Origin of the sequence: Amycolatopsis suaedae, from assembly GCF_004214935.1 — a bacterium.
GTDB lineage: Bacteria > Actinomycetota > Actinomycetes > Mycobacteriales > Pseudonocardiaceae > Amycolatopsis > Amycolatopsis suaedae.
Map to the genome: position 1 here is coordinate 215,160 of NZ_SFCC01000016.1, position 11,759 is coordinate 226,918.

Annotated in this window: 12 protein-coding genes; 5 read left to right on the forward strand and 7 right to left on the reverse strand. The window is 72.7% G+C overall.

The window, feature by feature from the left end; translation table 11 throughout:
• The first annotated feature begins 135 nt into the window (after positions 1-135).
• From EWH70_RS28845 to EWH70_RS28855, 3 genes are read left to right on the forward strand one after another with little or no spacing between them, the layout of a single operon-like run.
• Positions 136-759 carry an SRPBCC family protein gene (locus EWH70_RS28845; RefSeq protein WP_130478672.1) on the forward strand — a complete coding sequence of 208 codons (624 nt, stop codon included), beginning with the start codon at positions 136-138 and terminating at the stop codon, positions 757-759.
• A gap of 51 nt (positions 760-810) precedes the next feature.
• The gene (locus EWH70_RS28850) at positions 811-1,656 is read left to right on the forward strand and encodes an alpha/beta hydrolase family protein (RefSeq protein WP_130478673.1); all 846 of its coding nucleotides are present in this window, start codon (positions 811-813) and stop codon (positions 1,654-1,656) included.
• Between the two features lie 38 nt (positions 1,657-1,694).
• Complete coding sequence (locus tag EWH70_RS28855) at positions 1,695-2,771, forward strand: NAD(P)-binding domain-containing protein (protein ID WP_130478674.1); 1,077 nt, start codon at positions 1,695-1,697, stop codon at positions 2,769-2,771.
• Here EWH70_RS28855 and iolD read toward each other — a convergent pair.
• Genes iolD through EWH70_RS28885 form a run of 6 tightly spaced genes read right to left on the reverse strand, consistent with a single transcriptional unit; the run spans position 2,736 to position 9,208 of the window.
• Positions 2,736-4,577: a 3D-(3,5/4)-trihydroxycyclohexane-1,2-dione acylhydrolase (decyclizing) gene (iolD, locus tag EWH70_RS28860; protein WP_130478675.1), complete on the reverse strand. Its 1,842-nt coding sequence runs from the start codon at positions 4,575-4,577 to the stop codon at positions 2,736-2,738. The two genes, EWH70_RS28855 and iolD, sit on opposite strands and share 36 nt — an antisense overlap.
• Entirely contained in the window at positions 4,574-5,509 is a 936-nt protein-coding gene (iolC, locus tag EWH70_RS28865) for a 5-dehydro-2-deoxygluconokinase (RefSeq protein WP_130478676.1), read from the reverse strand. Before iolC ends, iolD begins: the two co-directional genes overlap by 4 nt.
• Positions 5,509-6,291: an ATP-binding cassette domain-containing protein gene (locus tag EWH70_RS28870; RefSeq protein ID WP_130478677.1), complete on the reverse strand. Its 783-nt coding sequence runs from the start codon at positions 6,289-6,291 to the stop codon at positions 5,509-5,511. Before EWH70_RS28870 ends, iolC begins: the two co-directional genes overlap by 1 nt.
• Positions 6,288-7,322 carry an ABC transporter permease gene (locus EWH70_RS28875; protein ID WP_130478678.1) on the reverse strand — a complete coding sequence of 345 codons (1,035 nt, stop codon included), beginning with the start codon at positions 7,320-7,322 and terminating at the stop codon, positions 6,288-6,290. Before EWH70_RS28875 ends, EWH70_RS28870 begins: the two co-directional genes overlap by 4 nt.
• Complete coding sequence (locus EWH70_RS28880; RefSeq protein WP_130478679.1) at positions 7,319-8,302, reverse strand: sugar ABC transporter substrate-binding protein; 984 nt, start codon at positions 8,300-8,302, stop codon at positions 7,319-7,321. The genes EWH70_RS28875 and EWH70_RS28880 overlap by 4 nt, the downstream gene beginning before the upstream one ends.
• Before the next feature lie 27 nt (positions 8,303-8,329).
• Positions 8,330-9,208: a TIM barrel protein gene (locus EWH70_RS28885; protein WP_130478680.1), complete on the reverse strand. Its 879-nt coding sequence runs from the start codon at positions 9,206-9,208 to the stop codon at positions 8,330-8,332.
• 112 nt (positions 9,209-9,320) lie between these two features.
• Between EWH70_RS28885 and EWH70_RS28890 the strand changes: the two genes are divergently transcribed.
• Both EWH70_RS28890 and EWH70_RS28895 read left to right on the forward strand, forming a co-directional pair.
• Positions 9,321-10,316, forward strand: coding sequence for a LacI family DNA-binding transcriptional regulator (locus tag EWH70_RS28890; protein WP_130478713.1), 996 nt, complete (start codon positions 9,321-9,323; stop codon positions 10,314-10,316).
• Between the two features lie 2 nt (positions 10,317-10,318).
• Positions 10,319-11,317, forward strand: a complete 999-nt coding sequence (locus tag EWH70_RS28895; protein WP_130478681.1) for a Gfo/Idh/MocA family protein — start codon at positions 10,319-10,321, stop codon at positions 11,315-11,317.
• A 50-nt stretch (positions 11,318-11,367) separates the two neighbouring features.
• Here the strand turns inward: EWH70_RS28895 and EWH70_RS35985 are convergent.
• Positions 11,368-11,759: hypothetical protein (locus tag EWH70_RS35985; RefSeq protein ID WP_205669297.1), on the reverse strand; the 392-nt coding region annotated here is incomplete at its 5' end.

Sequence of the window (11,759 nt, forward strand, 5' to 3'; positions counted from 1 at the left end):
CCCGAACCACGTACCGGTCGGGCCCGCCGGCGTCTGGACTGACGAGCCCAAAGGCCGCTCCGCGGCCGACGGCGAGGAGGGAAGACGCCGGCTGAAAGGGCCCGACCCGCCCGAACGAAGAGAGGGCAGAAGACAATGCGGCTCGAACACGAGTTCAGCGTTCCCGCCCCGCCGGAGCGGGTGTGGCAGGCGCTGCTCGACCCGGAACGGGTGGCCCCGTGCATGCCAGGGGCCACCCTGACCGAGGTCGACGGACAGTCCTTCCGCGGCACGGTGAAGGTCAAGCTCGGGCCTGTCTCGTTGCTGTACAAGGGTTCCGGTGAGTTCGTCGAGACCGACGAGCAGGCCAGGAAGGTGGTGATCAAGGCGTCCGGCAAGGACGCGAGGGGAGCGGGTACCGCGGCGGCCACGGTCACGGTCACGCTGACCGGCACCGGCGAGGGCACCACCGCGTCGGTGGCGACCGATCTCAACGTCACCGGCAAACCGGCGCAGTTCGGCCGCGGGCTGATCGGGGAGGTGGGCGGCAAGATCCTGGACAGCTTCGCCGAGTGCCTGGCCGGCAAGCTCGCCCCCGAGCCGGATGAGCCGGCCCCGGAGGTTACCGCTCCGCCGGAGCGCGGCGACGCGGAGCCCGACACGGCGATCGACCTGATGGAGGTCGCGGGCGGCTCGGTGGCCCGGCGGATCGGCCCGGTCCTGGTGGCGGTCGCCGCCGTGCTCGCCGTCGTGGCGGTGGTGCGCGCCCTGCGCCGCTGAGCGTCGAGGAACGGCTTCCCGGCGCGGTCGTCCGCCGGTACTGTCCGGCTCGTGTCCATCGTCGAGCCGACTGTCCGCACCGTTCACTACGGCCAGCCGCCCTCCCAGACCGGCGAGCTGTACCTGCCGCCGGGCACCGGGCCGTTCCCGGTTGTCGTGCTGCTGCACGGCGGGCACTGGGCCGCCGCGTTCGACCGCGGGCAGCTGACCGAGCTGGCCGGCGACCTGGTCTCCCACGGTGTGGCCGTGTGGAACGCCGAGTACCGGCGCGTCGGCGAGCCGGGCGGCGGCTGGCCGGGCACGTTCGAGGACGTGGCCGCGGCCGTGGACGCGGTCGACGGCATGGACGCCGCCCTCGATCCGCGCCGCGTCGTGCTCGCCGGGCACTCCTCGGGCGGGCAGCTGGCCGTCTGGGCCGCCCACCGCGCCACCCTGCCGCCCGAGGCACCGGGCTCTGGCCCTCGGGTGCGGCCCGTCGGCGTGGTCTCGCTCGCCGGGACGCTCGACCTCGTCGCGGCGGACGCGGCACGGCTCGGTGCCGAGCTGGCCGACCCCACCGCGACGCTGCCCGCCGGTGCGCCCGCGCCCGCCCGCCCCGAGACGCTGGCCGGGCTGCCCGCCGAGGACGGGATGGTCAGCCTGCTGCTGGGCGGCCGCTACGCCGACGTTCCCGAGCGCTACGGCTGGACGTCCCCCGCGCACCTGGCCGCCTCCGGCGTGCCGGCGCTGGCCGTGCACGGCGACAGCGACGTGCTGCTCGACGTCTCCTACAGCCGCGCCTACGCCGGCGCCGAGGTGGAGATCGTGCCGGGCGCCGGGCACTTCGACCTGCTCGACCCGGACCACCCGGGCTGGGCGATCGCCCGCGACTGGATCACCGCCCGGCTGGCCGCCTGACCGGGAATACCCCCGCCCGGTAGGCGGTTGCCACAGGCATGGCGGATCACAGGACTGACGTGGTGGTGATCGGGGCCGGGCAGGCGGGCCTGTCGGCGGCCTACCACCTGCGGCGTGCGGGTTTCGCCAACGAGACCGGCTTCGTGGTGCTCGACCACGCCAAGGGACCGGGCGGCGCGTGGCAGTACCGCTGGCCGTCACTGCGCATGGGCAAGGTCCACGGCCTCTACGACCTGCCGGGAATGGCGTTCGAGGGCGCCGATCCGGAGCAGCCGGCGTCCGAGGTGGTCGCCGAGTACTTCGGCCGCTTCGAGCGGACCTACGACCTGCCGCTGCACCGCCCGGTCGACGTCCTGTCGGTGAGCGACGACGACGGCAGGCTGCTGGTCGACAGCGCCGCCGAATCCTGGTCGGCCGCCGCCGTGATCAACGCCACCGGCACCTGGGACAAACCGTTCTGGCCGTACTACCCGGGCCAGGAGACGTTCGCCGGCCGGCAACTGCACACCGCCGACTACACCGGGACCGGCCCGTTCCGCGGCAGGCGGGTCGTGGTGGTCGGCGGCGGCACCTCCGCGGTCCAGCTGCTGCTGGAGATCGCGCCGGTCGCCGCCGCGACCACCTGGGTCACCCGCCGCCCGCCGGTCTGGCGCGAGGAGCCGTTCACCCACGAATGGGGCCGCGCCGCCGTGGCCAAGGTGGAGGAGGCGGTACGCGCGGGACGGCCACCGGCCAGCGTGGTCAGCGTCACCGACCTGGCACTCACCCCCGAGGTCCGCGCCGGGATGGACGCCGGGATCCTCGACCGGAGGCCGATGTTCGACCACATCGAACCGGACGCGGTGGTGTGGGCCGACGGCACCCGCGAGCCCGCCGACGTCATCCTGTGGGCCACCGGCTTCCGCGCCTCGCTGGACCACCTGACGCCACTGCACGTGCGCGAGCCGGGCGGCGGCATCCGGATGGACGGCACCCGCGTGGTCGCCGACCCGCGGCTGCACCTGGTCGGCTACGGGCCGTCGGCCAGCACGGTCGGTGCCAACCGCGCCGGCCGCAGCGCCGTCCGCGAGGTCGTCCGGCTACTCGACGGACGCCGTGTGCCGCAGCTGGCCTGACTTGGCCTCGTCGTACTCCGCGCGCCCGGACAGGTACTCCGGCACACCGACCTCCCACCACGCCCCGGCCTCGGTCCACGACGCCGGATGTGTGCGGATCACCACGACCGCCGGCCGCCGCCGCTCGACCGCGGCCTCGCGTGCCTTCGCGTAGGCGTCCCGCAGCCCGTCGACGTCATCGGCGGTGAACACCACACAGCCCAGCGACTCGGCGTGCCGGGCGAAGTCCACCCGCGGCGGGCTGTCGTGGACCGTGCGGCAGTCCGGGTACAGGTTGTTGAACGCCTCGCCGCCCTGCCCCTCCTGCAACCGGGCAATCACCGCGTAGCCGTCGTTGTCGCACACCACGGCGACGAACGGGTGCCCGGCGAACGCCGCCGAGTACAGCTCGGAGTTCAGCATCAGGTACGACCCGTCGCCGAGCAGCGTGGTGACCAGCCCGCCGGTGTGCGCCATCGCCGCACCCCACGCCCCGGCGACCTCGTACCCCATGCAGGAGAAGCCGTACTCGACGTCCATGCTCGCCTGCCCGGTCCCGCGCCAGCCACCGATCAGCTCGCCGGGCAGCCCGCCGGACGCGGTCATCACGTAGTCGCCGGGCTCCGACGCGTCGTTGACCACGCCGACCACCTGCGCGTACGTCGCCACCTCGCTCGGCGCCCGCAGGGTGTCCACGTGGGCGTCCCACCGGGCCCGCTCGGCGGCCGCCCTCGACGTCCAGACTGGATCAGTGGTCCAGCCACTCAGCCTCTGATCCAGTTCGGCGAGGCCTTCCAGGGCGTCACCGGTCACGGCCAGCGCGCCGTGCTTGACCGCGTCGAACCGGGCCGCGTTCAGCGTCACCAGCCGGACGTCCGCGCCGAACACCGTCCACGACGCGGTGGTGAAGTCCTGCAACCGGGTCCCGACGGCGAGTACCACGTCGGCCGCACCGGCCAGCACGTTGGCCGACGACGATCCGGTCACGCCCAGCGGCCCGGCGTGCAGCGGGTCGTCGTGCGGGACCAGCGTGCGCCCGGCAGTGGTCTCGGTGACCGGGATACCGTGCCGCCGGGCGAACTCCAGCGCCCGCTCGCCCGCGCCGGAGTACCGCACCCCGCCGCCGAGCACCAGCAGCGGCCGCCGCGCCGAACGCAGCGCCGCCGCCGCGGCGTCCAGCTCGCGCGTGTCCGGCCGTGGCCGGGGCACGTGGTGGGTGACCGGCGCGAACAGGGAATCCGGGAAGTCGAACACCTCGGCCTGCACGTCCTGCGGCAGCGCCAGCGTCACCGGGCCGCAGTCGGCCGGGTCGGTGAGCACCCTGGCCACCTGCGGCAGCGTCGCCACCAGCTGCTCGGGCCGGGTGACGCGGTCGAAGTAACGGCTGACCGCGCGGAACGCGTCGTTGACCGTGGCGGTCGGGTCACCGAAGTGCTCCACCTGCTGCAGCACCGGATCCGGCGCGCGGCTGGTGAACGTGTCGCCGGGCAGCAGCAGCACCGGCAGCCGGTTGGCGTGCGCCACCCCGGCGCCGGTGACCATGTTCAGCGCACCCGGCCCGATCGACGAGGTCACCACACCGACCTGCCGCCGGTGGGTGGCCTTGGCGTAACCGGCCGCGGCCAGCGCCATGCCCTGCTCGGTGTGCCCGCGCCACACCGGCAGTTCCTCGCGGACCTCCGCCAGCGCCGTGCCCAGCCCGAGAACGTTGCCGTGGCCGAAGATCCCCCACACCGCCGGGAACAGCGGCACCTCGCGTCCGTCCAGAGTGGACGAACGTTGCACGGTCAGCCAGCGGACCAGCGCCTGCGCGGTGGTGAGCCTCATGGCAGCAGCTCCTCGATCTCGGATGACGTGGGCATCGCGTCGGCACAGGCCAGCCGGGACGCGACCAGCGCGCCCGCCGCGTTGGCGTAGGTGGCCGTGCGCACCGGGTCCCACCCGGACAGCAGCCCGTGCACCAGTGCGCCGCCGAAACCGTCGCCCGCGCCCAGCCCGCACACCACCTCGACCCGTTGCGGCGGCACCGTCCACGAGCCGTCCGCGGTGGCGACCAGCACGCCGTCGGCGCCCTTCTTGATGACGGCCAGCCGGACGCCGCGGGCCAGCATCCGCTTGGCGGCCTCGTCCGGATCGGACGTCCCGACCGCCACCTCCGCCTCGGCGCGGTTGCCGACGGCGACCGTCACGTGGTCGAGCATCCAGCCGATCTCCGCCCGCGCGGTCTCGACGTCCGGCCAGAACATCGGCCGGTAGTCCAGGTCCAGCACGGTGTGCTCGCGCCGGCCCCGGCGGCGCAGGATCTCCCGCTGCGTCGCCCGCGCGGGTTCGCGGCACACCCCGGTGCCGGTGACCCACAGCAGCGGCACGCTGTCCACCACGTCCCACGGCACGTCGTCCGGCGTGAGCGTCAGGTCCGGCGCGATGGGGGAGCGGTAGAACAGCAGCGGCGGGTCGGCCGGCGGGTCCAGCGCGCAGAACACCACCGGCGTCTGCAGGCCGGCCGCCGTGCCGACGTGGGCGGGCGACACGCCGAACCCGGCCAGCGCCGAGCGCACGTAGTCGCCGAACCCGTCCGGGCCCACCTTCGTCAGCACCGCGGTGCTCCGCCCGAGCCGCGCGGCGGCGACCGCGACGTTGGTCGCGGTGCCGCCGAGCGACTTGGCGAACGTCGACACCTCGGCCAGCGGCACACCGCTCTGCTCGGGGTAGAGATCCACCCCGACCCGGCCGACGGTGAGTACTTGCAACCGTTCCATCAACCGTTCTCCACGGATCGCAGCTCGTGTTCCAGCGCCTCCAGCTCGGCGCCGCCCGCCATCTGCCTGGTCAGCTCCGGCAGGTCGATCTCCGGCTTCTCGTAGTGGCCCAGCGGCGCGCCCCGCTTGAGCAGCAGGAACCGGTCGGCCACCGGGTAGGCATGATGCGGGTTGTGGGTGATCAGCACGACGCCCAGACCGCGGTCGCGGGCCTGCGCCACGTACCGCAGCACCACCCCGGCCTGCTTGACGCCCAGCGCCGCCGTCGGCTCGTCCAGGATCAGCACCTTCGCGCCGAAGTGCACCGCGCGGGCGATGGCGACGCACTGCCGCTCACCGCCGGACAGCGTGCCCACCGGCTGCTCGACGTCGCGCAGGTCGATTCCCATGTCCGCCAGGGCCTTCTTCGTCGTCTCCTTGCCCTTGCGGCGGTCGAGCATCCGGAACGGGCCGAACCCGACGGTCGGCTCGGAGCCGAGGAAGAAGTTGCGCCACACGCTCATCAGCGGCACCACCGCCAGGTCCTGGTACACCGTGGCGATGCCGCGGTCCAGTGCCTCGCGCGGCGAGGTGAACCGCACCGGCTCGCCCTCGACCCGGAATTCGCCCCGGTCGTGCTGGTGCACCCCGGCCAGGATCTTGATCAGCGTGGACTTGCCCGCGCCGTTGTCACCCAGCACGCAGGTGACCTCGCCTGCGTTGACCACTGTGGACACATCGCGCAGCGCGATCACGCTGCCGTAGGTCTTGCCGATGCCGTCGACCTCGATCAGTGAGCTCATCGCCGGACCCTTTCCGCGCGCCGCCGGAACGTGTTGTTCACCAGGACCGCGGCCAGCAGCATCACGCCGAGGAACGCCATGAACCAGTCGTTGTCCCACCGGGCGAACACGATGCCCTGCCGGGCCATGCCGAAGATCAGCGCGCCGATCGCGGCGCCGATCGCCGACCCGAAACCGCCGGTGAGCAGGCAGCCGCCCACCACCGCGGCGATGATGAACTGCAGCTCCAGCCCGACGCCCTGGTTGGCCTGCACGGTGGCGAACCGCAGGATGTTGATCGACCCGACCAGCCAGCCCGCCAGCGCTGTGGTCATGAACAGCAGGATCTTCGTGCGTACCAGTGGAACGCCGACCGCCCGGGAACTCTGCGCGTTGCCGCCGACGGCGAAGATCCAGTTGCCGAACCGGGTACGCACCAGCAGCCACGCCGCCAGCGCCGCCGCGCCCAGCCACCACACGATGGAGATCCGGAACTGGGTGCCGCCGATGTCGACGGTGGAGGCGAACACGAACCCGGCCGAGGCGTAGCCGTCGGCCGCCCGCATGCCCGACACCTGCACGGTGTCGGTGACCAGCCGGGTGATGCCCAGGTTCAGACCCTGCAACGCGAGGAACGTGCCCAGCGTGATGATGAAGCTGGGCAGGCCGGTGCGCATGACCAGCCAGCCGTTGAACGCGCCGACACCCAGCGCGAACACCAGCGATGCCGCGAGCGCCAGCCAGACGTTCCACCCGGCCTGGGTGGCCAGCATGGCGGTGACCAGTGCCGTCGACGCCGTCATCACGCCGGCCGACAGATCGAACTCGCCGCCGATCATCAGCAGCGCCACCGCGACCGCCATGATGCCCAGCGTGGACGCGTCGTCCAGCCAGGTCGCCACACCGTCCGGGGTCAGGAACTGGTCGGCGACGATACTGAAGAAGACGAACACCACGATCGCGCCGAGCGCGGCACCGACCTCGGGGCGCACGACCAGCCGGTCGAGCAGTCCGCGGGAGGACAGCCGTTCGTCCAGGGTGGTCGTTGTCATCGCGTACCTCGCTCCACGTACTGGCCGATCTTGTCCACAGTGGATTTGTCGACGAAGTCCGGACCGGTGAGCACCGGCCTGCCGCCGCCGACGACGTTGGCGTTGTCCCGGTACAGCTTGAGGAACAGCACCGGCAGGTAACCCTGCTCGTACTGCTGCTGGTCGACGGCGAACAGCACGTCGCCCGCCTTGATCGCGTTCACCACGTCGGTGTTGAGGTCGAACGTGGCCACCTGCGCCGTCGATCCGGCCTGCTCGATCGCGCCCACCGCGTTCGCGGCGACCTGCGAGTTCAGGGTGAGCACGGCGTCGATCGACGGGTCGGTCTGCACCGCGCCGCGGATGCGGGCCTGCACGTCGGTCGGGTTGCTGATGTCGACCTGCAGGTTCTGGGTCTGCCCGAAGCCACGCTTGGCGCCCTCGCAGCGCTGGTTCTGCCCGACGTTGCCCGCCTCGTGGATGACGCACAGCAGCTTGGTCTTGCCGGACTCCTTGAAACGCCGCCCGGCGTTCTCGCCGGCGATGCCCTCGTTCTGCCCGACGTGGGTGATGGCGCCGAACGCCGCGCTGTTCTCCTCGCCGGAGTTGATGGTGATGACCGGGATCCCGGCCCGCACCGCGTTCTCGATCGACGGCTTGAGCGCCTCCGGGTTGGCCATCGACACGACCAGGCCACCCGCTCGCTGCGCGACCGCGTTGTCGATCAGCCGTGCCTGGTTGCCCGGGTCGCCGTCGGCGTTGTACTCGACCTCGATGCCGAGGTCGCGGCCGGCGTCCTCGGCGCCGTTCTTCACCACGTTCCAGAACGCGTCGCCCGCCGTGCCGTGCGAGATCACCGCGATCCGCAGCGGGCCGGTGTCCTCCGGGATGCCCGACTGGCCTGCCGCCGGGCCTTCCTGCGCGGCGGGGCCGGTGCACGCGGCCAGCGCCAGCGCGCTCACCGCGGCACACGCCGCCAGTCTCGAGCGATAGGACCTCATCGTCTCTCCTCGCTGGGGTTCTCGCCGTCAGCCGAGCCGGCCGACGATCCGATCGAGGTGGGCGAGGCTACGCGCGGTGTCCTTCCGCGGCAGGTCGGTGGAGCTGTCCTCGCTCAGTGCCGTGTCCTGTTCCAGGACGTACCAGCCGTCGTAGCCCGCCTCGTGGACGAACCTGATCATGGCCTCGATGTCGATGTCGCCGTCCCCGAGTGGCGGGTAGATCCCCTCGCCGACGGCTTTGGTGTACGCGATCTCGCCCGCCCGCACCCGCTGCGCCAGCGCCGCGCGGACGTCCTTGAGGTGCACGTGGCCGATCCGGTCCGGGTAGCGCCTGGCCAGCGCGACCGGGTCGGTGCCGCCGATCAGCAGGTGCCCGGTGTCCAGGCACAGCGGCAGGTCCGAGTCGGCGAGGAACCGTTCCACTTCCGCCTCGGTCTCCACGTGCGTGCCCACGTGCGGGTGCAGCACGGTCCGCAACCCGTGTGCGGCGGCGACGTCGCGGATCCGCCCGGCGGTGGCGACCAGGGTCTGCCACTGCTCGGCGGACAACGCGGGGCGTTCGTCGTAGCCGTCCAGCCCGGTCGCGGCGGCCAGCACCAGCACGTCGGCCCCGCACGCGGCGAACAACGCGGCGGAGTCCTCGGCGGCGGCGACGGCGGCCGCGGGATCGGTGTGCAGCGCGACGGCGAGGAACCCGCCGACCAGGCGCAGCCCGCGCGAGTCCAGCAGGGCGCGCAGTTCGCCGGGGTCGCGCGGGAGGTAACCGGGCGGGCCCAGTTCGGTGGCCCGGACGCCGAGGTCGGCCATCTCGGTGAGCACGGTGTCCGCGTCCAGCACGCGGCCCCAGCCGGGAACCTCGCACACCCCCCAGGAGATCGGGGCTGCGGCGACGCGGATGTCGGTCATCGGCTCTCCCTGTGGGTCGTTGGAGCGCTCTATTGATTAGAGCGCTCTAATCTTGTAACGTCCGTCACGAGGGTGTCAAGGGGTGGAAAGGCAACAGCTCGTGCGACCGACCATGGAGGACGTGGCGGCCAGGGCCGGGGTGTCCCGCGCGCTGGTGTCGCTGGTCATGCGCAACTCGCCGAAGGTCAGCGAGCACCGCAGGCAGGCGGTGCTCGCCGCGGCGGCCGAGCTGGGTTACTCGCCACACGTGATGGCGCGCTCGCTGGCCAGCCGGACCTCGACGGTGCTCGGCGTGATGGTGTCCGACCTGCGCAACGCGTTCTTCGCCGAGGTCGTCGAAGGGCTGGACGCGGCGGCCCGCGCGGAGGGTTTCGAGATCATCCTCAACTCCGGTGGCCGCAGCCCGGCCAGGGAACGGTCCGCGTTGCGCAGCCTGCTGTCGTTCCGGCCGGCCGGTGTGGTGCTGCTGTCGCCGGTGCTGCCCGCCTCGGCCATCGAGAAGGCGGCCGCGCAGTGCCCGGTGGTGCTGGTGTCACGCACCTCCCGTCTGTCCACTGTGGATACGGTGAACGACGACGGCGAGGCAGGCGCCGCGCTGGCCGTCGACCATCTGGTGGATCTCGGGCACCGGCGGATCGCGCACCTCGACGGCGGCGGGGCGGCCACCGCGGCAGCGCGGCGCAAGGGGTACAAGGCCGCCATGCGCCGGCACGGCCTGCCGGAACTGGTGCTGCCCAGCGAGCACACCGACGTCGCGGGCGAGAAGGCCGTGCGGGAGCTGCTGGCCACCGTCGCGCCGGACGCGCTGCCCACGGCGTTGCTGGCGGGCAACGACTTCAACGCCGTCGGCGCCATCTCCGCGCTGGAGGAGGCCGGGCTGCGCGTGCCGCGCGACGTCTCCGTCGTCGGCTACGACAACACCTCGCTGGCCGCGCTCAAGCACGTCTCGCTGACCACCGTGGACCAGCCCCGCTCGGAGATGGGCAGGCTCGCGGTGGAGGCGCTGCTGGAACGGGTCCGCGGCGCCCGGTCCGAGCCGGTGCGCCACCTGCTGCACCCGTCGCTCGTGGTGCGGGCGACCACCGATTCCCCTGAACTGGAGGGCTGACAATGAGGCTGGGACTCGCCGGGACCGGACGCATCGGCACGGCACACGCGGAGATCCTGCGGCAGCTGCCCGAGGTGTCCTCGGTGGTGGTGGCCGACGCGGCACCCGAGCGCGCCCGCGCGGCGGCCGCGAAGCTGGGCGTCGAGGCCGTGGAGAGCATCGACGAGCTGTTCACCGCCGGGCTGGACGGCGTGGTGATCGCCGCCGCCACCGACGCGCACCCCGAGCTGATCATCCGCGGCGTCGACGCGGGCCTGCCGGTGTTCTGCGAGAAGCCGGTCGCCGGGGACGTCGCGGGCACTCGCGCGGTGGTCGACCACGTGGCCGGCGCCGACGTGCCGGTGCAGATCGGGTTCCAGCGGCGGTTCGACGCCGGCTACACCGCCGCGCGCGCGGCCGTGACCGCGGGGGAGCTGGGCTGGCTGCACTCGCTGCGGGCCACCACGCTCGACCCGGCCCCGCCGCCCGCCGAGTACGTGCCGACCTCGGGCGGGCTGTTCCGCGACTGCGGCGTGCACGACTTCGACATCATCCGCTGGGTGAGCGGGCGGGAGGTCACCGAGGTCTACGCCACCGGCAGCAACCGGGGCGAGGCGTTCTTCGCCGACGCGGGCGACGTCGACACCGCCGCGGTGCTGCTGACGCTCGACGACGCCACGCTGGCCACGGTGTCGCTGACCCGGTACAACGCGGCGGGCTACGACGTACGGCTGGACGTGCTGGGCTCGGCGGGCAGCGTCGCCGTCGGGCTGGACGAGCGGTTGCCGCTGACGTCGGTGGAGGGCGTGGCCTGGCCTGCCGGGCCCGCGTACCCGGGGTTCATGGAGCGCTTCCGCGCCTCCTACGTGCGGGAGCTGGAGGTCTTCACCGAGGTCGTCGCGGGCCGGGTACCCAGCCCGTGCACCGTGGGCGACGCGCTGGCGGCGTTCCGGATCGCCGAGGCGTGCGAGGTGTCCCGGCGGGAGCGCCGCCCGGTGCGCCTCGACGAGCTGGGCACCTGACCTCCCGCTGGCACCAGAGCACGTGAAGGCCACCTTCGTTAGGTCTCACGTCAGGGTCCCGGCAAAGTCGTGGGCAGCGACGGCCTGGTTGCGTCTCGCGCAAGTACGGTGCCGTTGCCGGCGGCGAGGTGCGGGGGTGTTGTCTCGTTCGTGGCGACGGGTGGGGTGGGTGTGCTGGCCGGTGCCGGTGTGGCAGGTGTGCCCGCGTGGCGGGTTCGCGTCAGGTAGGTGAAGGCCACCTTCATCACGTCTGGCGACAGGAACTCGGCGTTCACGCGATCCCAGGTGTCCCGCTGGCATCGCAGGCCACGGCAGCCCCACCAGCCACAGCCGTAAGGCAGCGAGGGAGCTTTACTACCCTTCTTCCTGGATCCACCGATGTGGTTTGTCGGTGGATCCAGGTGGTAGTTGTTGATCTTGTGTTGGTGGGTGGGCGTGCGGG